Source organism: Paenibacillus sp. JCM 10914 (genome assembly GCF_001315105.1).
In the GTDB taxonomy this organism is placed as follows: domain Bacteria; phylum Bacillota; class Bacilli; order Paenibacillales; family Paenibacillaceae; genus Paenibacillus_AQ.
Genome location: NZ_BAZR01000001.1, coordinates 533,254 through 558,482 on the forward strand (window position 1 = coordinate 533,254; position 25,229 = coordinate 558,482).

General features: G+C 49.5%; 27 protein-coding genes and 4 pseudogenes. 29 read left to right on the top strand and 2 right to left on the bottom strand.

The genetic code is table 11. The features are described from left to right. Window positions 1–43: 43 nt before the first annotated feature. A complete protein-coding gene (locus JCM10914_RS02410; RefSeq protein ID WP_023956997.1) occupies window positions 44–379 on the bottom strand; it encodes a hypothetical protein in 336 nt (111 codons plus the stop codon). A 6-nt stretch (window positions 380–385) separates the two neighbouring features. Further along, window positions 386–1,377: pseudogene (locus JCM10914_RS02415) on the bottom strand (DUF1385 domain-containing protein). 155 nt (window positions 1,378–1,532) lie between these two features. Here JCM10914_RS02415 and JCM10914_RS02420 point away from each other — a divergent pair. The 29 genes and pseudogenes from JCM10914_RS02420 (at window position 1,533) to recN (ending at window position 25,216) form a co-directional block, all read left to right on the top strand. Beyond that, window positions 1,533–2,030: a YqhR family membrane protein gene (locus JCM10914_RS02420; RefSeq protein WP_023957003.1), complete on the top strand. Its 498-nt coding sequence runs from the start codon at window positions 1,533–1,535 to the stop codon at window positions 2,028–2,030. A gap of 79 nt (window positions 2,031–2,109) precedes the next feature. After that, window positions 2,110–2,556 (top strand): type II 3-dehydroquinate dehydratase, encoded by a 447-nt coding sequence (gene aroQ, locus JCM10914_RS02425; RefSeq protein WP_023957005.1) that lies wholly within the window; start codon window positions 2,110–2,112, stop codon window positions 2,554–2,556. Window positions 2,557–2,600: 44 nt separating this feature from the next. Continuing rightward, window positions 2,601–3,670: pseudogene (locus tag JCM10914_RS02430) on the top strand (M24 family metallopeptidase). 41 nt (window positions 3,671–3,711) lie between these two features. Next, on the top strand, window positions 3,712–4,269 hold the full coding sequence (gene efp, locus JCM10914_RS02435) for an elongation factor P (protein ID WP_023957011.1): 558 nt from the start codon (window positions 3,712–3,714) through the stop codon (window positions 4,267–4,269). 237 nt (window positions 4,270–4,506) lie between these two features. Further along, window positions 4,507–5,760, top strand: coding sequence for an aspartate kinase (locus tag JCM10914_RS02440; RefSeq protein WP_036716889.1), 1,254 nt, complete (start codon window positions 4,507–4,509; stop codon window positions 5,758–5,760). Window positions 5,761–5,921: 161 nt separating this feature from the next. Further along, complete coding sequence (locus JCM10914_RS02445) at window positions 5,922–6,188, top strand: YqhV family protein (protein ID WP_036716891.1); 267 nt, start codon at window positions 5,922–5,924, stop codon at window positions 6,186–6,188. A 105-nt stretch (window positions 6,189–6,293) separates the two neighbouring features. Further along, the gene (gene spoIIIAA / locus JCM10914_RS02450; protein WP_023957017.1) at window positions 6,294–7,292 is read left to right on the top strand and encodes a stage III sporulation protein AA; all 999 of its coding nucleotides are present in this window, start codon (window positions 6,294–6,296) and stop codon (window positions 7,290–7,292) included. Next, window positions 7,285–7,803, top strand: a complete 519-nt coding sequence (gene spoIIIAB / locus JCM10914_RS02455; protein WP_023957019.1) for a stage III sporulation protein SpoIIIAB — start codon at window positions 7,285–7,287, stop codon at window positions 7,801–7,803. Before spoIIIAA ends, spoIIIAB begins: the two co-directional genes overlap by 8 nt. Window positions 7,804–7,818: 15 nt before the next feature. Next, entirely contained in the window at window positions 7,819–8,022 is a 204-nt protein-coding gene (spoIIIAC, locus tag JCM10914_RS02460; RefSeq protein WP_007129715.1) for a stage III sporulation protein AC, read from the top strand. A gap of 9 nt (window positions 8,023–8,031) precedes the next feature. After that, entirely contained in the window at window positions 8,032–8,421 is a 390-nt protein-coding gene (spoIIIAD, locus tag JCM10914_RS02465; protein WP_023957021.1) for a stage III sporulation protein AD, read from the top strand. Window positions 8,422–8,437: 16 nt separating this feature from the next. After that, window positions 8,438–9,640, top strand: coding sequence for a stage III sporulation protein AE (spoIIIAE, locus tag JCM10914_RS02470; protein ID WP_023957024.1), 1,203 nt, complete (start codon window positions 8,438–8,440; stop codon window positions 9,638–9,640). Between the two features lie 74 nt (window positions 9,641–9,714). Next, window positions 9,715–10,314: pseudogene (locus JCM10914_RS02475) on the top strand (stage III sporulation protein AF); the annotation flags it as partial. Between the two features lie 105 nt (window positions 10,315–10,419). Next, window positions 10,420–11,058 (top strand): stage III sporulation protein AG, encoded by a 639-nt coding sequence (gene spoIIIAG / locus JCM10914_RS02480; protein ID WP_197286822.1) that lies wholly within the window; start codon window positions 10,420–10,422, stop codon window positions 11,056–11,058. Window positions 11,059–11,127: 69 nt separating this feature from the next. Then, on the top strand, window positions 11,128–11,940 hold the full coding sequence (locus JCM10914_RS02485) for a SpoIIIAH-like family protein (RefSeq protein ID WP_023957028.1): 813 nt from the start codon (window positions 11,128–11,130) through the stop codon (window positions 11,938–11,940). 170 nt (window positions 11,941–12,110) lie between these two features. Next, the gene (gene accB / locus JCM10914_RS02490) at window positions 12,111–12,605 is read left to right on the top strand and encodes an acetyl-CoA carboxylase biotin carboxyl carrier protein (RefSeq protein ID WP_023957030.1); all 495 of its coding nucleotides are present in this window, start codon (window positions 12,111–12,113) and stop codon (window positions 12,603–12,605) included. 56 nt (window positions 12,606–12,661) lie between these two features. After that, window positions 12,662–14,005: an acetyl-CoA carboxylase biotin carboxylase subunit gene (gene accC, locus JCM10914_RS02495; RefSeq protein WP_023957031.1), complete on the top strand. Its 1,344-nt coding sequence runs from the start codon at window positions 12,662–12,664 to the stop codon at window positions 14,003–14,005. A gap of 118 nt (window positions 14,006–14,123) precedes the next feature. Then, window positions 14,124–14,537, top strand: a complete 414-nt coding sequence (locus tag JCM10914_RS02500; RefSeq protein ID WP_023957033.1) for an Asp23/Gls24 family envelope stress response protein — start codon at window positions 14,124–14,126, stop codon at window positions 14,535–14,537. A gap of 74 nt (window positions 14,538–14,611) precedes the next feature. Beyond that, on the top strand, window positions 14,612–15,151 hold the full coding sequence (gene amaP, locus JCM10914_RS02505) for an alkaline shock response membrane anchor protein AmaP (protein WP_023957035.1): 540 nt from the start codon (window positions 14,612–14,614) through the stop codon (window positions 15,149–15,151). Window positions 15,152–15,166: 15 nt separating this feature from the next. After that, window positions 15,167–15,400 carry a DUF2273 domain-containing protein gene (locus JCM10914_RS02510; protein ID WP_023957037.1) on the top strand — a complete coding sequence of 78 codons (234 nt, stop codon included), beginning with the start codon at window positions 15,167–15,169 and terminating at the stop codon, window positions 15,398–15,400. A 170-nt stretch (window positions 15,401–15,570) separates the two neighbouring features. Then, a complete protein-coding gene (gene nusB, locus JCM10914_RS02515; protein ID WP_023957039.1) occupies window positions 15,571–16,029 on the top strand; it encodes a transcription antitermination factor NusB in 459 nt (152 codons plus the stop codon). A 73-nt stretch (window positions 16,030–16,102) separates the two neighbouring features. After that, window positions 16,103–16,963 (top strand): bifunctional methylenetetrahydrofolate dehydrogenase/methenyltetrahydrofolate cyclohydrolase FolD, encoded by an 861-nt coding sequence (gene folD, locus JCM10914_RS02520; protein WP_023957041.1) that lies wholly within the window; start codon window positions 16,103–16,105, stop codon window positions 16,961–16,963. Window position 16,964: 1 nt separating this feature from the next. Beyond that, entirely contained in the window at window positions 16,965–18,335 is a 1,371-nt protein-coding gene (gene xseA, locus JCM10914_RS02525; protein WP_023957043.1) for an exodeoxyribonuclease VII large subunit, read from the top strand. Continuing rightward, window positions 18,325–18,584, top strand: a pseudogene (gene xseB, locus JCM10914_RS02530) (exodeoxyribonuclease VII small subunit). Before xseA ends, xseB begins: the two are co-directional and overlap by 11 nt. A gap of 22 nt (window positions 18,585–18,606) precedes the next feature. Continuing rightward, a complete protein-coding gene (locus JCM10914_RS02535) occupies window positions 18,607–19,482 on the top strand; it encodes a polyprenyl synthetase family protein (protein ID WP_148300172.1) in 876 nt (291 codons plus the stop codon). 111 nt (window positions 19,483–19,593) lie between these two features. Continuing rightward, complete coding sequence (gene dxs, locus JCM10914_RS02540; protein ID WP_023957048.1) at window positions 19,594–21,501, top strand: 1-deoxy-D-xylulose-5-phosphate synthase; 1,908 nt, start codon at window positions 19,594–19,596, stop codon at window positions 21,499–21,501. A gap of 21 nt (window positions 21,502–21,522) precedes the next feature. After that, window positions 21,523–22,395 carry a TlyA family RNA methyltransferase gene (locus JCM10914_RS02545; RefSeq protein ID WP_023957050.1) on the top strand — a complete coding sequence of 291 codons (873 nt, stop codon included), beginning with the start codon at window positions 21,523–21,525 and terminating at the stop codon, window positions 22,393–22,395. Window positions 22,396–22,463: 68 nt separating this feature from the next. Then, complete coding sequence (locus JCM10914_RS02550; protein ID WP_023957052.1) at window positions 22,464–22,955, top strand: hypothetical protein; 492 nt, start codon at window positions 22,464–22,466, stop codon at window positions 22,953–22,955. Between the two features lie 17 nt (window positions 22,956–22,972). Continuing rightward, on the top strand, window positions 22,973–23,422 hold the full coding sequence (gene ahrC / locus JCM10914_RS02555; protein WP_023957054.1) for a transcriptional regulator AhrC/ArgR: 450 nt from the start codon (window positions 22,973–22,975) through the stop codon (window positions 23,420–23,422). Window positions 23,423–23,476: 54 nt separating this feature from the next. Beyond that, a complete protein-coding gene (gene recN / locus JCM10914_RS02560; RefSeq protein WP_023957056.1) occupies window positions 23,477–25,216 on the top strand; it encodes a DNA repair protein RecN in 1,740 nt (579 codons plus the stop codon). Window positions 25,217–25,229: the final 13 nt, after the last annotated feature.

Below are 25,229 nucleotides of genomic sequence, written 5' to 3' on the forward strand. Positions count from 1 at the left end.
GTCCAACCCAGCGAAAGTGCAGGGTGGACGGTTTTTTAGGTGTTCAGTGATATTTCGGGACATCATCCGAGGAGTCGCCGCTCTTCCCTTTCTGTCCTTCAATGACCTGGAACGGATATTGTTTGCGTTTGCCTTGATGGCTGTTTTTGCGCAATGGCTGGTTCTGGGTAGCAACCTTGGCTGCCGTACGCTTGGAAGGTTTGACCTTCGGTCGCTTACTCAGACGGCGTGGTGGAAAGCGATATAACAGATAGACGATCCCCACGATAATCAGCGGGATGATTAATTGCCTTAGGAATACAGGGTTGGTTATTGCGTAAATACATCCCAGAGCCGCTAACGAAATTGCCGTCCAAAAAATGATCGCATGCCTTCTCATGGATTATCACCCTTTCGCGGGATCCAGCACACTTCCAGTCACAGATTGCTGTACGGGTACGTTCTCGTATTGAGCATCTAACTCACGCATTCTGTTAAAGGATGCGATGGATACTTCAACTTGATCATCGGTAGGTTCTTTGGTAGTCAGAAGCTGTAACCACAGTCCCGGGTATCCGAGGAAGCGCAGAACCGGGGTTTCACGCATGGCGTTGGTGAGCTTCAGGAATTCGAAGGAAACCCCCAGTACGACGGGAAGCAGCACGATTCGTTGGAGGACGCGCTCCGTCATGGTCTCCCATGGAACAACGGAGTATACAACCACGCCGAGTACGATGGTCAACATCATGAAGCTGCTGCCGCAGCGATAGTGCAGCCGCGTGTACTTCTGTACGTTCTTGACCGTCAATTCTTCGCCGGCCTCGTGTGCGCTGATGACTTTGTGTTCCGCGCCGTGGTATTGGAATAGACGCTTAATCACCTTCGTCTGCGAGATGGCCCACAAATAAACGAGCAGGAGAATCAATTTAATAACGCCTTCAATTAGATTACGTATGACGTAATTGTCTAATACATTCCCGAAAAAGAAATCCTCTACAAATACGGGCACAAGCGTAAAGAGCAGCTTGCCAAAGATAAAGGAAAGGACGCTGACCGCAGCTACGCCGATAATCATGCTTAGGCTCCAGCCTGAATCTTCCTTCTCTTTCTGCTTCTCGCGTTCTTCCGGCTCGAGTGTATCATCGGCATAAGCATCGGCTGAATAGTTTAGATGTTTGGAGCTTTAATCGATGAATCTATAAGACTAACGATGCCGCGCAGCAGTGGAATCTTGCGCAACTTTCGTACCCAGTTCTTATCCTCGCGAGGTACTTCAAGAAACATGATTTCATTATTTTTCCGCCGTACGGCCGTCACATTGACGTGCTTGCCACCGAACATGACGCCTTCGATGACAGCTTGTCCGCCGTAACTAATCGGGGTTGACTTATCGGACAACCAGTTCACCCTCCCTGACATGTATATTCGTTCTATGCACTATTGTATCGAATTTTGAAAGTAATTACTAGTTGGATTAGTCCCTCAGAATGCGGAGCATACTACTCCTAGAAAACCAATGAACACCATTTATGATGATAAAGGGAGCGAGTTATATGCACGAGCAGAAATTCCGGCAGGAGAATCAAGTGACGAATCCGTTTCTTTTTGCCTTGGAACTTGGATATTACGCCGGCCTGATCTGGGGAGCGGTCCGCTGGGGATTTTATTGGCTGCAGTTTAGCCGGATATTGCCGGGATTTCTATTAGAGCCGTTCTTCAAACATCCCTTTCTGGTAAGTACGGCGGGACAGATCGCCGGTTGGTTGTCATTTATCGGCTTCTCCGTCATCGCCGCGCTAATCTATGTCTTGTTGTGCCGCAAGTTAAAAGGTCCTTGGCCGGGTATCGCCTACGGCGTGCTATGGTGGGTTGTGCTGTTCGTTGTCCTAAATCCATGGCTGGGCTTTACCGATCCCGTTATCAAACAGACATGGGACACTAATATATCCGAATTCTGCCTGTTCACGTTATGGGGACTCTTTATCGGTTATACGACGGCACAGGAATTTACGGATGAGCGGATGAGAGAGCCGAAGAAGGTGACGGGCTGAAATAAGAAAAACTTCTCAATATGAGCCTGCCTATGGTAAAATAGCTTTTGGTTATTTGACGATAAAGGTGGGAAACCCTATGAAATCCATATGGGTGATAAACGGACCGAATTTGAATCTGCTCGGCTTCCGGGAACCAGGGATTTATGGTTCGCTCAGCTTGCAGGCCATTGAAGATCGGTTGCGCAAACAAGCGGAGGTAACCGGGATTGCGATTACCTTCTATCAATCGAACCATGAAGGGGCCATCATCGACCGAATTCATGAGGCGATCGGTCAGGCAGATGGCATTCTCTTGAATCCCGGGGCGCTGACTCATTACAGCTACGCGCTGCGAGATGCCATCAGCTCGGCCCGAATACCGACGGTTGAGGTTCATCTGTCGAACATTCATGCCAGAGAGGCGTTTCGGCACACTTCTGTCATCGCACCGGTTGCCGTCGGTCAGATCGCGGGTTTTGGTGCAGCCAGTTATACGCTGGGATTGTCGGCTCTGCTGCATGCCTTAGAGAACCAAGAGGTTTGATGCAAGCTGAACAGAGTTGAATCGGGTGAGAGGAGCTGGATGAAATGAGTAACAAACGAGTAGCGAAACTTCGCGATAAGTTAGAAAGTAAAGGTCTATCGGCCATATTGGTCGCAAGTCCGATCAATCGCCGTTATTTGACAGGTTTTACGGGTTCGGCAGGTTACGTTCTGATTACGCCGGAGCAATCATACCTGTTGACCGATTTCCGTTATATGACACAAGCACCGCAACAAGCAGTTGGCTTTCATGTGGTAGAACATGCACCGAAGGTCATGGACACCGTAAAAGAATTGCTTGGCGCTGAATTGATCACCTCACTTGGATTTGAGCAGGATCACGTTACATATGGTGTATTCTCCGCCTATTCGGAGCAGCTCGCTCCGATCCATCTGGTGCCGGTGTCGGGGATGATAGAAGAACTTCGCATCATCAAGGATGCGGACGAACTGGCGATCATGCAGCGTGCAGCCGACCTCGCTGATGAAACGTTTAGTCACGTGCTGACTATACTGCAGACAGGTAAAACGGAACGCGAGATCGATTTGGAGATGGAGATGTTCATGCGCAAGCGTGGAGCGACCTCATCTTCTTTTGATACGATTGTTGCTTCGGGAGAACGTTCTGCGCTTCCGCACGGCGTAGCAGCGAGCGTGTTATTCAAGGCAATGAATTCGTCACGTTTGATTTTGGAGCGTTGCTGGATGGTTACTGCTCGGATCTGACAAGAACCGTGGCATTGGGCAATCCGGATCCGAAACTGAAGGAAATCTATGATATCGTGCTGGAAGCCCAGCTTCACGCGCTCGATCATATTAAACCTGGCATGACGGGTCGCGAAGCAGACGCCTTGACGCGCGATATCATTTCCAGATATGGTTATGGCGAATACTTTGGCCACAGCACCGGTCACGGTCTTGGCATGGAGGTTCACGAATCTCCCCGGCTGTCCAAGATGAGCGATGATGTGCTTGAGCCTGGAATGGTCGTTACAGTAGAACCCGGAATCTATCTGCCGGGTCTTGGCGGCGTTCGAATCGAAGATGATATTGTCATTACAGAATCGGGTATTCGTATATTAACAAGCTCGACCAAAGATTACACCGTGCTTTAGGCACAAACATGTATGTATACAATCCTTAGGAGGGAATTTTTGTGATCTCAGTTAACGATTTTAAGACAGGCTTGACCGTAGAAGTAGACGGAGATATTTTTACCGTATTGGATTTCCAACACGTTAAACCAGGGAAGGGTGCGGCTTTCGTTCGCTCCAAATTGAAAAATCTTCGTAACGGTAACACGGTAGAGAAGACCTTCCGCGCTGGTGAGACAATCGGCCGCGCCATCATTGAGAACCGCGGTGTGCAGTATTTATACGCAAGCGGTCAAGAGCACGTATTCATGGATAACGAGACTTACGATCAATTTAGCTTGACAAGCGAGCAACTGGAATGGGAACTCAACTTCCTAAGAGAGAACATGAACGTGCATATCATCAGCTACCAGGGCGAGATTCTGGGTATTAACCTGCCCAACAGTGTGGAATTGAAGGTCGTTGAAACAGAGCCCGGTATCAAAGGAAACACAGCTACAGGCGCAACGAAGAATGCGAAGGTAGAGACAGGTCTGAATGTTCAAGTGCCACTGTTTATCAACGAAGAGGATGTACTTCTGATCGACACCCGTGAAGGTAAATACATCTCCCGCGCTTAATTGCCAATAGATAACATGTTGGTTAGCGAGGTGCCAATATTTGCACAGCACAAAAACTCCTGTACCTTACGTACAGGAGTTTTTGTGATTCGTATCGGCGAGGGGACAGGAGTTGACGCGGGTTGTCACCCGAAAAGTCTTGACGGAAAGGCTAACTTTCGTATTATACTGTTTTAAAGTGAGAAACCAACTGAAGAGATGTTACATATTGATTATGAGTGGGGAGTGAACGAAGCAGTGTCACTGTACGTCATGAAATTCGGAGGCAGCTCTGTGGGAGATATCGAGCGCATGAAGCGGGTTGCCGGAAGAATTGTAGAGAAACAGGATGAAGGTCATCAATGCGTTGTAGTTCTGTCAGCTATGGGAGATACAACCGATGATTTGATCGATCAGGCAAAAATATTAAATGAGAACCCTTCCGTCAGGGAGATGGATATGTTGCTTTCAACTGGCGAGCAGATTTCCGTGTCATTAATGTCTATGACACTCCATAGTCTTGGACGCAAAGCCAAGTCCTTTACCGGCTGGCAGGCAGGATTTCGCACCGAAGCGGTGCATGGCAAGGCCAGAATTACCGATATATTACCGGAGCGCGTTCACAAGGCTCTGGATGAAGGGAATATAGTCATCGTCGCAGGTTTTCAAGGGATGACGGATGACGGAGAGATCACGACGCTGGGGCGCGGGGGGTCCGACACGACGGCAGTAGCGCTTGCAGCTGCAATTGAAGCCGATGTATGCGAGATTTACACGGATGTGGACGGAATTTATTCCACAGATCCACGTGTTGTTAAATGTGCACGCAAATTGAGCGAAATATCTTACGACGAGATGCTGGAACTTGCTAATTTGGGTGCGGCGGTACTGCATCCGCGCGCAGTTGAATACGCGAAGCATAACCAAGTTAAGCTTGTCGTCAGATCCAGCTTTAATTATAACGAGGGAACGGTTGTCAAGGAGGAAACGAGCATGGAACAAGGCGTAGTTGTAAGTGGAATTGCTTTTGATAAAAATGTGGCCCGCATTAGTATTCTGGGTGTTGCCGATACTCCAGGCGTACTGGCTCAAGTATTCGGCGAGCTTGCCCGAGAAGGGATCGACGTCGACATTATTGTGCAGAGCGGAGTACAGAACGGGGAGGCAGATTTCTCCTTCACCGTGTCACTGGAAGACCGGGAAGCGGCGCTTACAGTGATCGGTCAGATTCGCAGTAAGCTCCCTTACCGTGATGTAACGTCGGAAGACCAACTCGTGAAAGTGTCGATCGTCGGAGCCGGCATGGTTAGCCATCCGGGTGTAGCTGCACAGATGTTCGACGTTATTTCCAGTCAGGGAGTTAGCATCAAGATGGTTAGTACGTCGGAAATCAAGGTCTCTTGTGTTATTGAAGGAACGAACCTAGAAGGCGTTGTGCAGGCGCTCCATACAGCCTATGGGCTGGACACAGATCAGCAAGCAGCAGTCGGCGGTCCGCAAGTTCGCCGTTAGTGCAGGATTAGCAAACTCATAATGCAATCGAACAGAGTTGTCCTTAGAAGTCGAATCAGACTTTGACGGACAACTCTTTTTTGTTGTTAGTAGAGATAAATCAAGAGAGTGCTGCATATTTTTAATCATCCATGATCATACGAAAAGGGGGATTGTTAAGGATAATGGACAAGTTCGTAGTTAGCATGGCTTCTCTTCGAGTCTTCTCAGGCAGTTTGGAGATCATAGCGGCTATCATCATGCTTCGAATGAACCAGGTGGATAAAGCATTAGCCGTTAATTCAGCACTCGCCTTCACAGGCCCGCTCATTCTGATCGCCACGACAACGATTGGCCTTGTAGGGATGGCGGATAAATTATCTTGGGGGAAGATCGGCTGGATCATGTGCGGCATTACATGTCTCTTATACGGAATTTTAAAAAAATGATAGATTCGCGGTATATCGAATTCGGTACAAGCATAGACATAGGATTAGAAGTTCTTGTATAAGGTGATTTCAACGCAAATAACGGACAACCTGGGGGAAATTGATATGACACTGAACTGGTTGGAGCTGTTTCCCGAGAATATTAGAGTCATGCTGATCAACCTGTCGACGGAGCTTCTCCATCAAGTAGAGGAGGTGCGAATCCGGGAAGAGCGGCCGCTTGAGATTAACTCGGCAGGCAAATTTCATTTCCTCGATCGACGAGGTGGCTTGACCTTGCGTCCGGCAGATGCTTATAAACCGACGCGGGAGGATACGCACAGACTGCTGGACCTAATCAGCAATCATTCCTTGTACACCTTGGAAGAGGAGCTTAGAAAAGGATTCATCACGATACCAGGCGGTCATCGCGTTGGCCTTACGGGACGAACGGTACTCAGTGGGGGCAAGGTAGAGCATATTCGGGATATCAGTGGATTCAACGTTCGAATCGCTAAAGAGGTTCAAGGTGCCGCTGACCAAATCATTCCGCATTTGCTAGACCGAAAAGGCCGCAGGGTGATGCATACACTGATCCTGTCACCGCCGCAGCAGGGCAAAACCACGATGTTGCGAGATTTGGCAAGGCAGATTAGTTATGGTTCGTGGGGCGCATCAAACGTGCATTGGCCGGGGATGAAGGTAGGGATTGTGGATGAACGTTCGGAAATCGCCGGCTGTATGAGAGGGGTTCCCGGGTTTGATGTTGGTCCCCGTACCGATGTGCTGGACGGTTGTCCCAAAGCCGAGGGCATGATGATGATGATTCGATCCATGTCACCGGATGTCCTTATTGTGGACGAGATCGGTCGACCGGAGGATGCCGAAGCCGTAACGGAGGCGCTGCATGCAGGGATCAGTGTGATTGCAACGGCACACGGCTCGGCCGTAGCGGATATGCGGGGCAGAGGGGCGCTATCAGGGCTTGTGGAAGATCAGATGTTTCAAATGTACGCCGTACTGAGCAGAACAGGTGAACAGAGAACGTTCAAGTTGTACGACGGCAGTCAGCGAACATTGCAGACTGCCGGAGGCGGACCGCCAGGTGGTGATGCCTATGCTTAAGTTGGTCGGCGCGATCCTTGTTATTGGATCGGGAACCTTGGCCGGGTTCTATCAAGCTCAGCAGTTTGCTGCAAGGCCAAGACAGATCAGGGAACTGATGCTGGCGCTGCAACGGTTGGAGACCGAGATCAGCTACGGGTTTACACCGCTGCCAGATGCACTGGAGCGAATTGGGGCTTCATTGCGAGAGCCGCTCCGATCCATATTCGACTCCTCTGCGCAATATATGCGGCCCAGTTACGGGCTGTCAGCCAGAGATAGCATACGCAAGGCCATCGGCGAGAATTGGAAACGCTCAGCAATGAAGAGTGCTGAGCGCGAGGTGTTGGAACAGCTTAGCACTGTCCTTGGCACCAGTGACAGGCAGGACCAAGTCAAACATATCGCTCTAGCCGCCCTACAGCTCAAGCATGAAGAAGCAGCCGCGCGGGATGACCAGATCAAATATGAGAAGATGAGCAAAAGTCTGGGTCTGCTAATAGGAGCATTGATCGTCATTTTGATCTTTTAGCGAGGTGCCAAGGAAATGAATATTGAAGTGAACGCCATCTTCCAGATTGCCGGTATCGGCATCATCATCGCCATGATTCATACCGTCCTGAAGCAGATGGGCAAAGAGGATATGGCCCATTGGGTAACGCTGATCGGATTTGTGGTTGTACTGTTCATGGTAGTCAGACTGCTTGATGATCTGCTCAAGGAAATCAAAAGTATCTTTCTATTCCAGTAGGTGAGCTCAATGGAAATCATTCAGGTGGTCGGTCTCGGCCTCATAGCGACAGTGCTCATCCTGATTGTCAAAGAGCAGAAACCGCTCTTCGCTTTTCTCCTTGCCGTAGCAACTTCGGTACTGATCTTTCTGTTTCTCGTAGGGAAGATTGGCAATGTGATCTCGATGCTGGAGGATTTGGCAGAGAATTCGGGAGTTCAGACCATATACCTGAAAACGGTGCTCAAGATTATCGGAATTGCTTACATTGCGGAGATGGGGGCTCAGATCGTAAGAGATGCCGGTCAGGAATCGATCGCTTCCAAAATAGAACTGGCGGGAAAAGTGCTCATATTGGTGCTTGCTGTACCGATTATCGGGATTATCATCGAAACGGTCCTGAAGCTCCTTCCGGCTTGACAGAAGGTGGGAGGTCATGAGTAGGAGAACGCCGTTTCCCAAAGGCTTGACCGTATTGTGCGTCATGCTCTTGGCGCTGCTTAATTCTTGTTTGTTCGGCGCAGAGGTTGCGGCTGCAGATAATCCCGCCGACTGGTGGGTGGAGCAGCAGACCGAACAGTTGCCCACCGATCAGGTGGAGAAGTATTGGGATCAGTTGATGAAGGACTATGGCGGGTTCTTCCCGGACGGAAGAACACCATCGCTGATGGATATGCTCTTACCAGGTGGCGATGGATTCAGCTTGCAGCAAGTCATGTCCGGACTTGGCAAGTACGTATGGCACGAGGTGCTGTATAACGGCAAACTGCTGGCAACCATCGTGATGCTGAGCATCATGAGCCTCATTCTGGAAAACTTGCAGAATGCGTTTGAGAAAAGCACCGTCAGCCGCGTCGCTTATACGATCTGCTACATGGTGGTGCTCGTGATCGCCGTCAACAGCTTCAGCGTTGCGATTGGATATGCGCGCGGCGCGATTACCGGCATGATCGACTTCATGATGGCTATGCTGCCGCTGTTGTTTGCTCTCATGGCTTCCATGGGGAATATTATCACGGTCTCGGTTGCACATCCGCTCGTGATCTTCATGGTACATACGGTTGGCACGTTGATTAGCACGGTAGTGTTTCCCATGCTATTCTTCTCCGCCCTGCTGCATCTCGTCAGCTCATTGTCCGAGAAATACAAGCTAACCCAGCTTGGAAATCTGCTGAGAGGGGTGGCCATGGGTGTACTGGGGGTATTGCTTACCGTTTTCCTTGGCGTGATCTCGGTTCAGGGCTTAACCAGTTCAGTTTCGGATGGTGTCACCATCCGCGCTGCGAAATACGTCACAGGCAATTTTGTTCCGGTAGTCGGCAAGATGTTTGCAGATGCCACAGACACCGTCATCTCAGCTTCACTGCTGGTCAAGAATTCAATCGGCTTGGCTGGTGTCATCATCATTTTGTTTCTGTGCGCTTTTCCTGCAATCAAAATCTTGACGCTTGCCTTGATATATAACCTGGCGGCTGCCGTCATGCAGCCGCTTGGTGATACACCGATTGCAACCTGTCTGCACACCATCGGCAAGACGATGCTCTACGTATTCGCTTCTCTGGCAGCGGTAAGCATGATGTTCTTCCTGGCGATCACGATACTGCTGACGGCAGGAAACATCACAGTCATGATGAGGTGAAAGGAGTTATGAGGGAAGCGCTCTAGGAGGTATGAAGGATGGACTGGCTCGGCGAATGGTTGAAAAACGTCATCATGGTTGTTCTCTTTGCCGCCTTTGTCGATCTGATATTACCAGGCAAGGCGCTTGAACGATATGCCAGGCTCGTACTAAGCCTGCTCATTCTGTTAACTCTGCTGAGTCCGATTATTCGGCTGCTGACAGATCCACCGGAGAATCAGTTAGCGAGGGAATTGGAGAGACAGGAGAAGGGGTTGCCGGAAGAGGCCCAGTTGAAACAGATCATGGCACAGGCACAGCAGCTTGAAGATGTACGGCAAGGCCAAAGCCTGCAATGGGCCGGTAATGAATTAGCGAAGTTAATGAAGGATGAAATCGCAGCTGAGACGGGGGAATCGGTACTTGAAGTAAATGTAGTCCTTGCAGCGGTGCCCAATGCTAATAACGGCTTCACGAACGCTGAGGTGCGTTCGGTTGAAGTGAAACTGGCGGAAGCAGGCGAGGAGCCTCAAGACAGTAAAAGCGCCGAAGGAGCAGACCAACAACCGATCGACGTCACCCCGGTACATTCGGTTCAGATTCAGGTGGACGTAACGGATGCAGAGCAGAATCAAGGATCTCCTAAGCAGCAGAATGCACAAGAAGTAACGCAATCAGAGCGAACACGAGCAGAGCCGATACGAGATTATATCAGCCGTCGCTATGATCTGTTGCCCGAGGTCATTACGATTTATGTGCCGGTCAAGCGGGTGACAAGAAGCTGTAACGGAGGTGAAATGGTGGGGAATTGGTTGAAGCGAATCGAGCAATGGCTGGGTGGGGGAGTGGGCGGCGTCAAGAAAATGCAAACCTTCCGCTGGCTGATCATTCTTGGGCTTATCGGGGTTGCGATTATGCTGTTCAATTCATTTGTCAACGTGAAGAAGCTGGATCACGAAAATATCGGGAGGGAGCCGCCACCGGAATCCGCGGCCGTATCCACAACGGCGGGCGGTACTACTTCCGGCAGCGAATTCGGAAGTATCGAGCAGGAGTTTGAGGATCGAACAAGGACGATGCTCGAACAAATCGTTGGCGTTGGTGCGGTGGATGTCATGGTAACGGTTGATTCCACGGAGGAGATTGTGGTCAAGAGCAACGTAAAGGATACACAGGAACTTACGGAGGAGACGGATGCGAACGGGGGAAAAAGGCACGTAACAAGTTACCAGCGTGATGGACAGATCGTAACCTATGATGCAGCAGGCGAGCAGACCCCGATCATTACCAAGCGCATCAAGCCCCAAGTTCGCGGTGTGCTGGTCGTTGCGAAAGGGGCTGAGAACGAGGTGGTCAAAAGCCTAATCGTTGACGCAATTCAGCGTGGGCTGAACGTTCCATCCCATAAAATTTCGGTCGTGCCCCGCAAGCAGCAATAATCTGAATTCGTATTCTGTGTTCGATTGATGCAGGTCAAGGTTTTTCAATCAAAAGGAGGAAATGTTCAAATGAATAACAAAAGACAAACCATCTGGTTGGTATCCATGCTTAGTTTAATGGTCATTCTGTCAGCCTACTATTTGTTCACCGATACAGACAGCAAGACGCCGCCAGTCGCAGAGAGTACACAGGTCGACCAAAAAGGAACTGACGCCAATGGACAAGGCACGGTGGATGAACTGGTTGTAAATGAAGTGCTTGAAGAGGGAACGGACGGCGATTCAGGCGCCAATGAACAAGATGGAACGTCTGGCACAGGTGCTGAGACCGGCACGGAAGACCCGGCTAAGGCAACACAAGGCGATCAAGAGGACAAGGCAGCAAAAGAGAACGAGAAAGCAACGGAGCCAGAGGTAACCGAATCCAAAGAAGAAACGAAAGATGCGAAAGATACAAGCAAGGCGACGGATGCCAACAAAACAGATGAAGAGATTCTGAGTGAAATGTCTACTTCCGTACAATCTGCTACAGCTGCGGCCCAACTGGATTTTTACAAGATGGAACGTGAACAAAAAAATAATAAATTATACGATGATTTGATTGCAAAGATCGACAATCATGAGAATAAACCGGACGTAACAGCACAAGCTTCACAACAATGGAAAGAGGCCGAAGAGAAAGAGGCTGCGATCCTGAGTATCGAGGAGTTGCTCCAACAACAGTATGGTAACGCGGTCGTTAAGGAAGAGAGTGAGAAGTATAACGTCGTTGTACTCAGTGAAAAATTGGACGCTAAAGGCGCGGCCGGTATCGTCAGTATGGTCATGAAGGAACTGAGAGTGTCCCCGGACAAAGTAACGGTTCAGTATGTCGCTCCTTAACGATGGATTACAGCGTTCAACATAAACCGCAACGAAACGTCAAATCCGAAAGAGTCCGAGGATTTCCTTGGGCTCTTTCTATTTTTATGGATTGTGATATAATACTCTAAGCTATTGACTGACTGTCCCAAGCAAGGGCTTCCAAGAAAGTGAAGGAGTGAACGTCGATCATGTTTAAATTAAATGAAATCAAGGAACTCATTCAGCTGGTGGATCAAACTTCCGTGCAAGAACTGGAAATCGAGAGTGAGGGTACACGCTTATCCATCAAGAAACCGGGTCCTGCTGAAGTGATAAGCTACCAGGCAGCTCCGCAAGCGTACATACCTGCACCGCAAGCCATGGCGCCACAAGCGACGCAGCCGAATACGAATGCCGCGGCACCGGCAGTTACCCAGGATCCAGTGGAGGATCGTAACAGCTCATTACATAAGATTGTATCCCCGATGGTTGGAACTTTCTATCGTTCCCCATCACCAGAAGCGGCTCCGTTCGTTAGTCCTGGGGATAAGGTAAATGACAAATCCACGGTCTGCATTATTGAGGCGATGAAGCTGATGAATGAACTGGAGGCCGAAATCAAAGGCGAAATCGTAGAGGTACTTGCACAGAACGGTCAGCTTGTTGAATTCGGGCAGCCTCTGTTCCTGGTAAAACCAGAGTAAAGTGGAGTGACTCTGGCGTTGATGCGGAGTCATATGAGTCCGAAGGAGGTTACTGCATGACATTTCAAAAAGTGCTTATCGCAAACCGCGGCGAGATCGCCGTTCGAATTATCCGAGCTTGTCGTGAGCTTGGCATTGCTACGGTAGCCGTCTATTCGGAGCCGGATCGGGAGTCTCTGCACGTAAAACTTGCAGACGAAGCTTATTGCATCGGTCCGACATTGTCCAAAGACAGCTATCTTAATTTTACCAATATCATCAGCGTGGCTACCTTGACCGAATGCGATGCGATTCATCCCGGCTATGGTTTTCTGGCTGAGAATGCAGATTTCGCCGAAATCTGTGAATCCTGTAATATTACCTTCATTGGGCCATCGGCGGATGCGATTAACCGGATGGGTGATAAGGCGGTTGCCAAACAGACCATGAAGAATGCCGGAGTCCCAGTCATACCGGGTTCGGACGGACTGGTTGAAGACGTGAATGAAGCGGCTTTGCTTGCCCGGGAGATCGGTTATCCAGTCATCATCAAGGCGACAGCCGGCGGTGGCGGCAAAGGGATCCGGATTGCGGAAGATGAGGAAGAGTTAATCAAGCAGATTACGAATGCCCAGCAGGAAGCGCAGAAGGCATTCGGCAACGCTGGTGTATACCTAGAGAAATACCTGACTGGCATGAAACACGTGGAAATTCAGATTATGGCAGACAAACACGGCAATGCCGTTCACTTGGGCGAGCGTGATTGCTCGGTACAGCGCCGAAGACAGAAGCTGGTTGAAGAAGCGCCATGCCCTGTGCTGAATGAAGAGGTGCGCAGCCGAATGGGCGAAGCCGCAGTACGCGCAGCCAAAGCGGTTAACTATTCCGGTGCGGGAACCCTCGAATTTTTGCTCGGTCAGGACGAGCAGTTCTACTTCATGGAGATGAACACGCGAATTCAGGTAGAGCATCCTGTGACCGAGATGGTTACCGGCGTGGACCTGATCCAGGAGATGATCTCTGTGGCTGAAGGTAATACGCTGTCGTTCGGTCAAGAGGATATCGTCATTAACGGTTGGTCCATCGAGTGCCGTATTAATGCGGAGAATCCGGATAAGAACTTTATGCCTGCGCCAGGGACGATTCAATTCTATCTGCCACCAGGCGGCCCGGGCGTTCGTGTTGATAGCGCGGCTTATCCCGGATATACAATCTCCCCGTACTACGATTCGATGATTGCCAAGCTGATCGTATGGGCTCCCACACGTGATGCCGCGATTGCGAAGATGAAGCGGGCACTGGCGGAGTTTGAAATTGAAGGTATTTATTCAACCATTCCGTTCCATCAGAAATTGCTGGATCACCCTACGTTCATAAAGGGCGATTTCGATATTAAGTTTCTGGAAGAACATGAGATTTGAATACTTTGGCCAAGTTTGTCATAAACTTGGCCGAATGGTATAGTATGAGTAATAAGAGCGCATGCCGCAAGAGGACTGCTCGCATCCGCTAACTTATTCCGAAAGGTGTGTTGAGACCATGGCGGAAACTTTGCCAACAGAATTTGAACGTACAGATATCGGTGAGATTCAGATCGCGCCGGAAGTAATTGAAGTCATTGCTGGACTAGCCACGGTAGAGGTTCGTGGGGTAGCTGGCATGAGCGGAGGCTTTGCCGGAGGCATTGCGGAACTGCTCGGACGCAAAAATCTGTCTAAAGGCGTTAAAGTTGAAGTAGGTCAACGTGAAGCGGCAGTAGACGTATCCGTCATCGTAGAGTACGGTCATCGTCTTCCGGAAGTAGCGGGCGAGATTCAGCGCAACGTGAAGCGTTCGATTGAGAATATGACGGGACTGAACGTGGTTGAAGTCAATGTACATATTCATGATGTCCACTTCATGAAATCTGCTGAGAAGCAAGATGAGCTCGATCTGATTCAACGCGTGAAATAGAATAATTCGTGATCGTGATATGCCCCCGGCAGCAATGCCGAGGTTTAATCTAATTTAGGAGGTTGTGCTCCATCGTGGCCAAAATCATGGACAGGCTTTTGCTGTTTATTTACAGCTTGAGTATCGGTGTTATATCTGTAGTAGCCATCCTCCTGCTGAGCGGCGCTGTTTCTTATTCGTTAACCAATGAGCAGGAACAACTGTTAATCTGGGCAGGAATTACCGTAGCTGTGATATTATTCTTGTTAAGCATCCGTTTTTTCTACATTTCGGTAAGAAGAGATCGCTCAAATCTGAATTCAATTGACCAGCGGACCGAATTTGGTGATATACAAATCTCGGTGGAGACGATTGAGAATCTGTGCCTTAAGGCAGCTTCCCGCGTCCGGGGTGTTAAGGATCTGAAATCCCGGATTAAAGTATCCCAGGCGGGGCTTGAGATTGCGATTCGTGCGGTTGTGGATGGCGAGGAGTCGATCCCTACCCTGACAACCGATGTACAGAAGCAGGTGCACGATTTTGTGGGAGATACAACGGGAATCCCTGTATCGTCGGTATCCGTGTATATAGCTAACGTGGTTCAGGCACCGAGCTTCAAGAGCCGCGTGGAATAGAGGTGAGCTTCCCACATGCCTTGGAAAGAAATATGGGATAGTCACAGAGGAAGAATCGCCGGGGTTGCCGGCGGGCTTGTGTGCGGACTGATTTATTTATTATCCGGTTTTTGGGATATGCTGTTCTTTGCATTAGTGGTATTTATCGGCTATATCTTTGGCAAGCGCAAAGATTTAAGGCAGGGCTCCCTGTTTCATTGGCAGGAGTGGGGGCGCTGGCTGTCTGAGCGCTGGCGGCCGTTCAAATGACCCTGTGATATGCTTCATTTCGAAAAATGCTAAGACAGGTGCAGCATGCTATTTTTCGACAATGGGCATATCACAGGTTTTTTTATGTGTTGGAACAAGGGCAACATGGGAACATACTAATTAGAAAAATTGGAATCGGACGCGTGCCGTACTCCACAGGAGGAACATTCATGAAAAGACGTGTAGCTAGAGAGATCGCAGTTCAGAGCCTGTACCAGATGGAGATGAACGAGGTGGACGCTGCGGAAGCGGTATCCATGCTGATCTCCGAAGCGGCAGAAGAGAACGAAACCGAGCGGGTCATCGGTGACGAGGGGCAGATGAAGGATTATGTTCTTCAATTGGTCAATGGTACATGGGGTGCCAAACTGGCGATTGATGAACTGTTAACCCATTATCTTAAGGGATGGCAGGTGAGTCGCTTGTCACGAGTAGATCGCCAGATCCTGCGTTTGGCAGTGTATGAGCTGACGTATTCAGTGGACGTGCCAGGCAAGGTTGCCGTTAATGAGGCGATCGAACTGTCGAAGCATTTCGGTACGGATGAATCGGGTAAGTTCGTTAATGGGGTTCTCGGCCGGATTATTGCGGAATTGGATCAGGTGAAGGCCAAGTTAGGTCAGTCCTAGTTCATCGTTTATTGAATCAAGCATGAAACCCATATAAGCAGCATCATTCCATCACAGTGGAGGAGAGATTAGGATGACAGCAGCTACAATATTGAGCGGGAAAGAGATTTCCGCAGAAATTCGTGCACAGATCGCATCGGAGACGGTCCAGCTATCCAAGCAGGGGGTTACGCCAGGACTTGCGGTCGTGCTGGTGGGTGATGATCCGGCGTCCCATGTATATGTTCGCAATAAGGAGAAGGCATGCCAGGACCTGGGATACTATTCCGAAGTGCATCGTCTGTCAGCAGATTCCAGCCAGGATGAGGTGTTGGCACTGGTGGACAAGCTGAATGCCCAGCCATCTGTACACGGGATATTGGTGCAGTTGCCTCTGCCCAAGCATATTAACGAAAAAGCCGTAATCGATGCCATCTCGGTATTGAAGGATGTAGATGGTTTCCATCCGGTGAACGTGGGTAACCTCGTGATAGGGGACGATAGCTTGCTCCCTTGTACGCCGGCGGGTGTAATCGAGATGATTAAGCGAACAGGCATTGAAATCTCGGGCAAGCATGCGGTCGTAATCGGCAGATCCAATATCGTGGGCAAGCCGGTATCCCTGTTGCTGCAGCGTGAGCACGCTACAGTCACGATGTGTCATTCGCGCACGGTTAATATGGCTGAGCTTGCCCGCCAAGCAGATATTCTCGTCGTTGCCATTGGCAGAGCGAATATGATTGATGAGCGTTACATTAAGCCCGGCGCAGTTGTGATCGATGTCGGCATGAATCGCCTTCCGAACGGGAAGCTGGCCGGCGATGTGGACTTTGAGCGCGCAAAGGCAGTGAGCGGACCCATTACGCCGGTTCCCGGGGGAGTCGGCCCCATGACAATAACAATGCTCATGCAGAACACCTTGATTGCAGCCAAAAGGCTGAACGGGCTCGTCTGATATGAAGCAGTCGGAACCGACACGCGTGTTATCCGTCAAGGATTTAAACCGATATATTCGAATGAAAATGGAGGGAGATTCACGACTGTCCGACGTTTGGATCCGTGGCGAGATTTCGAACTTTACGCATCATTCCAGCGGTCATATGTACTTTACATTAAAGGACGAGGGCAGCAGAGTGAAGGCGATTATGTTCGCATCACATAATCAAAGGCTGCCCTTTATTCCCAAGGAGGGCTCCCGGGTAATCGCACGAGGGAACGTTTCGGTTTATGAACGGGATGGTCAGTATCAGTTCTATGCCGTGCAAATGCAGCCTGACGGAATTGGCAGCCTTTATCTTGCATACGAACAGTTGAAATCGAAGCTGGATGCAGAGGGGCTGTTCGCAGCGGAGCGGAAACGTCCGTTACCGCTTTTTCCGAAGACCATCGGGGTCATTACCTCTCCTACCGGTGCAGCCGTACGCGATATTATGATTACGATTCGGAGACGTTATCCCCAAGCCAAAATCATTCTTTATCCGGTCCTTGTTCAAGGCAAAGGAGCGGCGGCCTCAATTGTCAAAGCCATTCGCTTGATGAACGAATGGACTGAGGGCGATGTGCTGATCGTCGGACGAGGCGGAGGCTCGCTTGAAGAGTTATGGGCTTTTAATGAGGAAGCGGTCGCAAGAGCGATTTATCAGTCTCGGATTCCGGTTATATCGGCAGTAGGGCATGAAACGGACTTCACGATCGCTGATTTCGTAGCGGATCTCCGCGCAGCTACACCAACAGCTGCGGCTGAATTGGCAGTACCCAGCAGTTCCGAGCTGAAAGGGCAATTGCTTCAAAGGCAGCGACAACTGAAGCAAGGTTTACGGCAGCGGCTTGAACGAAGCCAGGAGCGATTAGCTGCGCTTCAGCGATCACCGGTGCTTGTGCATCCGAGAAGATATATGTTACAGCATGCGGAACGGCTGGATATGCTGTCACAACGGCTACAAGGGACGATAAAGTCTCGAATGTCCATTCATCAAGAGCGTCAGCGCTCCTTGCATCAAGGTTTGATCCGGTTCAATCCGCGCATTCAGGCTGAAGTTGCAGCACGCAGGAAGGATCAGAGCACCAGGCAGCTAATGAATGCAATGCAGGTCGTGATGAAGTCCAAGCTGTTGAAGCTTCAAACCGAGATGAGGCATCTGGATGCTTTAAGTCCGCTTAAGATTATGTCTAGGGGTTACAGTCTTGTCTACGACGAGAGTGAACAGAGGTTGGTCAAGTCATTACATGATGTCCAGCCAGGCGATATGGTTAACGTCAGAGTCAGCGATGGACAACTCCAATGTCAGGTTTGGGGTATGAAGGAGGATGGAGAAGATGGCAAATGAGGCGACAGAGATCAGTTTTGAAGAAGCATGGCACAGCTGGAGACGATTGTCGAACAGCTTGAAGATGGCGATGTTCCCTTGGAGAAAGCGATCGATCTCTTCCAGCGCGGTATGAAGCTGTCACAGTTATGTGGGCAGAAGCTGGAGCAGGTGGAGCAGAAAATTGAGATGATTGTGGAAGAAGGCGGAGAATTAAAGCGCAAGCCATTTGGCGGAACATTGGAAGAGACAGGTGAACTTAGTGAATAAAAAACCTCCATTTAAAGCATATATGAATGAAATTTGTGACCGGTTGGATACAGAGTTAACTTCGTTATTACCTGAGGGATGGAAAGTACCTGAAACCCTTCGTAAATCCATGACGTATTCATTAATGGCAGGCGGCAAGCGTATGCGACCGCTGCTTGTGATTGCTGCCTGCGAAGCAGCCGGTGGAAATCGCGAAGCGGCGATGCCGGTAGCTTGTGCAGTTGAGATGATACATACGTACTCTCTAATTCATGACGATTTACCGGCGATGGATGATGACGACTACCGCCGCGGTCAATTGACTAATCACAAAGTTTATGGCGAAGCGGCTGCCATTCTGGCAGGAGACGCGCTTCTTACCCATGCATTTTACAATGTGGTCCAATCGGCACGAAAGCATGGCGTGCCTGCTGAGCAAGTCCTTGCCATCGTTGAGGATCTTGCGGAATACGCAGGACCAAGAGGCATGGTGGGCGGACAGGTTGCCGATATGGAAGGGGAACAAGGCATCACGAATCTGGCACAGTTGGAATATATTCATCTGCACAAAACGAGTGATCTCGTGATGTTCTCGCTGATGGCCGGGGGAAGAGTTGCAGGTTGTACGCCGGAGCAGATCGAATCACTGCGTGCTTTCGGTCAAGGTATTGGGCTCGCATTTCAAATCCAGGATGACATTCTGGACTTGATCGGGGACGAGGCTAAACTCGGGAAAGCGGTACAGAGTGATGTGAAACAGGAGAAAGTCACCTATCCGTACTTTATCGGCTTGGATGCCTCGAAGGAGGAAGTGAGACGCTTGACAGAGGAAGCCAAGAAAGCGCTCATAGCCGGTAATTTCCATGATCCGTCCAGACTGCTTGAGATCGCCGATTACTTGATGGCGCGGGACCACTAAGCATGGCTTTACATGCAATCAGTTTTTTTGTGATATAATGTCTATTAATGGCTACATGTATCTAAGTCTCATTGAAGTACAACATAATCAAGGAAAGCGGGGAGATCCTTCGTGCTTCTTCCAAATATCAAACAACCAGAACAAATAAAACACCTATCGGTGGACGAACTAGAGGACTTGGCAGCTGAGATCCGTCAATTTCTGATTGAAAAATTGTCCGTTACCGGTGGTCATCTTGCACCGAATCTGGGAGTGGTTGAACTCACGCTGGCCTTGCACTATTGCTTTGACAGCCCTCGTGACAAGATGATATTCGACGTGGGTCATCAATCCTATGTACACAAAATCTTAACGGGTCGGATGGATAAGTTCGATACCCTCCGTAAATACAAGGGCTTGTGCGGCTTTGTAAAGCGTTCGGAGAGCGAACATGATGTCTGGGAAGCGGGACATAGCAGCACGTCGCTCTCTGCAGCAATGGGCATGGCCATGGCTCGTGATCTCAAAGGCGATGATAACCGCGTCATTGCCATGATCGGCGATGGGGCACTAACAGGCGGTATGGCATTTGAAGCCTTGAATCATATCGGCCACGAACGGACGAAACTGACGGTCATTCTGAACGACAACGAGATGTCGATCGCTCCGAATGTAGGGGCGATGCATAATTATCTGAGTAAAATTCGTTCCGATCGATATTATTTACGTGCTAAAGACGAAGTGGAAATGCTCCTTAAGAAAATCCCTGCAATCGGCGGCAAGCTGGCCAAGACTGCGGAGAAGATGAAGGACAGCCTGAAATATATGATGGTTCCCGGAGTATTGTTTGAGGAACTCGGTTTTACTTATCTGGGCCCGGTCGACGGGCATGATCTCAATAAACTGATCGATACTTTGAAACAAGCTGATAACGTTGATGGTCCTGTACTGATTCATGCGATTACGACCAAGGGCAAAGGTTATCGCCCAGCGGAATCGGATTCACATAAGTGGCATGGCATCACGCCATACAAGATCGAATCAGGCCAAGTTCTAAAAGCAGTCGGTAACCCGATGTACACCGAGGTGTTCGGGCAGACGCTGATTGAACTTGGCGAGCAGGATGAGCGGATTGTGGCTGTAACGCCGGCGATGCCTGGTGGCTCCGGTCTGATTCCGTTCAGCAAGAAATTCCCTGACCGCATGATTGATGTGGGCATTGCGGAGCAACATGCAGCTACACTGTGCGCAGCGCTGGCGATGGAAGGGATGAAGCCAATCTATGCGGTTTATTCCACTTTCATGCAGCGGGCGTATGATCAGATTGTTCACGATATTTGCCGTCATAACGCCAACGTCATGTTCGCGATCGACCGTGCCGGTTTTGTTGGCGCAGATGGAGAGACGCACCAAGGTGTATACGACGTGGCCTTTATGCGACATATCCCGAATATGGTCATTATGATGCCCAAGGATGAGAATGAGCTTCGTCATATGATGAAGACAGCTCTTGATTATGACGATGGACCGATTGCATATCGCTATCCGCGTAACAACGTACGCGGCGTTCCGATGGATGCTGAATTAGTGCCTATTCCGATTGGGACATGGGAGACGGTTCGTCCAGGTGAAGGGTGCGCGATATTGGCTTCTGGCCCGATGGTTCAATTGGCTGAAGAAGCAGCTGATCATCTTAAGCGCGAAGGCATTATGATCGAGGTGGTTAACGCGCGCTTCCTTAAGCCACTTGACAGTCATAAATTGAATCAGCTTGCAGCATCAGGCACCTCCATGCTGGTCCTCGAAGAAGCTTCTCAGGCCGGCAGTTTGGGCAGCGCGATTCTTGAATATTACGCTGAGCAGGGTACTCATGATGCCGTTGTTTCCTTGAAAGGAATTGAAGACCGCTTCATCGAGCACGGCAGCATTCCGCAACAGCGTGAAGAAGTAGGCCTTACGCTGGAATCGGTCTGTCAGGAAATTCGTGCACTGAAGGCATCGCGGGCCGCACTGTTAGGTAAGCAGAGTTTTAGCTCTTAAGTAAACGGTTAGGAGTAAATAATGGAGTCATCTTTGAAAGAACGAATTGATGTCCTGCTGGTGGAGCAGGGATACTACGAAAGCCGGGAGAAGGCCAAAGCGGCGATTATGGCAGGTTTGGTCTATGCAGGTACGGAACGGATCGAGAAGCCGGGGATGAAGATTCCTAGGTCCTCTGAATTGAAAGTCAAAGGCTCTGTCCATCCTTATGTGAGCCGTGGAGGGTTGAAGCTTGAGAAAGCTTTAACCCAGTTCGGAATATCGATGACCGATCGCACGATGCTGGATATCGGATCCTCCACGGGTGGGTTCACGGATTGTGCTTTGCAGCATGGAGCAAGTTACGTCTATGCGATTGATGTCGGTTATAATCAGCTTGACTGGACTCTGCGTAATGATGAGCGGGTAAACGTAATGGAGCGAACGAATTTCCGTTACATGACACCGGACGATCTGTCAGGGCCCGCACCGGATTTTGCAAGTATCGATGTTTCCTTTATATCACTGCGGATCATTTTGCCACCTCTGAAAGAACTGTTGACCAGACCAGGAGATGTGGTGGCATTGATCAAACCGCAGTTTGAGGCTGGCCGGGAGAAAGTTGGCAAATCCGGTGTCGTAAGGGATCCGAAGACTCATAAGGAAGTGTTGTCCCAGGTATTGAATTTTGCTCACGAGATCGGTTTTCAACTGATGAATCTTACCTTCTCCCCAATTACGGGCGGTGAAGGAAATATTGAATTCCTGGCCCACTGGCGTATTGAACCGGAGGGTGCTGAATTATCGGAAGAACCGGTATTGGAAGATAATCTCGATCAGGTGCGAATTCATCCATGGATCGAGGAAGTTATTGCGCAGGCAACCCATACATTCACAGGAAACTCATCGAAATGATGGGTTTCTTTTGCTGAAAAAGAGGAATTTATGTTCTCATACGCGAATACAAAGTTCGAGGTGAGAACATGAGCGAGCGTTATGATTGGTTGTTAATGATATTGCTTGGGATTATTGTAGCCTTGCTTATCGGTTACAGGCTGAATCGCTGGCTGATGTCACCATCACCGGATCGATTGCCTGGTATCCCGATAAATGAAACGATCGCCGATCATCCAGCCATTGGGATGCTGGAGCGTGAGGGATATGACGTGGTTGGGGGTAAAGTAAAAGTAAACTTATCTTTCGAGACGGGAAATAAACCGCTTCATAGCCGCTTGTTTATCGATTATGTTGCATCCGATGACCGGGGAGAACTTTATATGGTCAAGCTTTCAAGAGATCGCCTGCCGTTGGACTGGACCGGATCTGGGATTCGGGATAGGTTAATGTCATATCTGCTGCTCTATCCGGAATGTGCCGGATTGCTGTATGTGGATGTAGAGGAGCAAACCATACACGTTGTGAACATGGATTGGTCTGACGAAGAATGGATTGGAAATGATGAATACAACAGTTAAAATTTCAGGAGGCCTATATGAAGGGACAACGCCATATCAAAATCAGGGATATCATAACCCATCATGATATAGAGACACAGGATGAACTGGTCGATGCACTGCGTGCTGAAGGATTTCAGGTTACTCAGGCCACCATATCGAGGGACATTAAAGAACTGCTGCTAATTAAAGTTCCTACTGACGATGGACGATATAAGTATTCCATGCCGACAGATCAGAGGTACAATCCAGTGCAGAAACTGAGACGTGCGCTTGTAGATAATTTTGTATATATTGATCGGGCAGGCAATCTGGTAGTTATGAAATGTCTCCCGGGCACAGCTAATTCCGTGGCCGTACTTCTGGATAACATGGAGTGGTCTCATGTTATGGGGACGATCTGTGGCGATGATACGATCCTGTTGATCTGTCGGACGGAGCAAGACGGTGAACTCGTCGTGAACCAGATCCAAAGTTACATTTCATAGCCAAGAGCTTACCGGATGTAGATAAAGATGTAGCATGTTGTGGAGGTGTAATTGATGTTAAACACGCTGTCCATTCGTAATTTGGCGGTGGTCGAAAGTGTGGATGTGTTGTTCTATCCTGGATTTCACGTGCTTACAGGGGAGACTGGCGCAGGTAAATCGATTATTATCGATGCGCTTGGATTGATAGCCGGCGGCCGCGGCTCCGCGGATCTTATTCGGTATGGCTGCGACAAGGCGGAAATCGAAGCTTTATTCGAGTTAAGTCCTACCCATCCGGTATGGGAAACGTTAAGGGCGCTCGGAATCGCTGCGGATACGGACGAACATCTTCTAATTAGAAGAGAGTTAACGGCGCAAGGCAAGAGCACCTCGAGAATTAATGGTCAGTTGGTCAACCTGAGTATGCTACGAGAAGTGGGGGAGAAGCTGGTCAATATTCATGGCCAGCATGAACATCAAAGTTTGTTGCGCGCCGACCAGCATATGAGTCTGCTGGATACGTACGGCGACAAAACCATCGGACCTGCCAAACGCAGTTATCAGGAGCTTTATAAGGAATTCAGCCAGGTGGAAAAAGAGCTTAGAGATCTGCAAGAAAGCAGCCAAAAGGCATATCAGATGCTGGATATGTATCGTTTTCAACTTGAGGAAATCGCTGCGGCGGAGCTGAAATCGGGTGAAGATGCTGATCTCTCCGAGGAACGCACCAAGCTATCGCACAGCGAGAAGATGATGGATTCTGTAGCAGGTGCATATGAGATACTATACGGTGCCTCTGGTCTGGAGTCCGTCAGTCGAGCGGTTTCGAAACTTGACGATGTTGCTGCCTTTGACGAGAGGGGACTCAAGCCATTGGTGGAGCAACTGCAGTCTGCTTATTATCAGCTTGAAGACGCCGTCTTCCAGTTACGGGATTACCGGGATGGCATTGAATTTAATCCCGAACGATTAAATGAGATTGAGCTTCGTCTTGATATGATTTCCGGGTTGCGCCGAAAATATGGGGATAATGTGGAGCAAATTCTGGAATACTACGTTAAAATTCAGCAGGAATCTGACATGCTGGAGAACAAGGATGAATTCATACAGAACTTGGAGAGTCGTCGCAACGATCTTCTTGAGAAATTATTCATTCGTGCCCAAGATCTAAGTGAAGCCCGCAAGCGGTGTGCCGGGGATTTGGCAAGGCAAGTTGAAGGTGAGTTAAAGGATCTGCAGATGGGGAGAACATCGCTTGAGGTTCGTCTTGAAGTACAACTGGACCCGGATGGGTATGAGCTGAACGGACAACGAGTTCGATTGAGCAAACACGGAATCGATACGGCCGAGTTTCTGATATCAGCGAATCCTGGCGAGCCGCTTCGTCCCCTTGCCAAAATCGCCTCGGGTGGAGAAATGTCCAGAATTATGCTGGCGATGAAGAGTATTTTCGCACGGCATGATCAAATACCTGTCCTCATCTTCGATGAAGTGGATACCGGCGTAAGTGGGAGAGCAGCCCAGTCGATTGCTGAGAAATTATTTGTGTTAGCCAAGACCTGTCAGGTATTCTCCATTACTCATTTGCCGCAAGTTGCGTGCATGGCCGATCATCAGTATCTGATCGAGAAGCAGCTTGAATCCGAGCGCACCCTGACCAAGGTGAAGCATCTTAATGAAGAGGGGCGGATCAAAGAGCTTGCACGGATGCTGGGTGGTGTTGAAATTACGGAAAAGACACTTCATCATGCCCAGGAAATGCTCAATCTGGCGGCGGCGCAAAAGGCTTCCAGAACAGCTTCGGGTCAATGATTGACAGTTATAA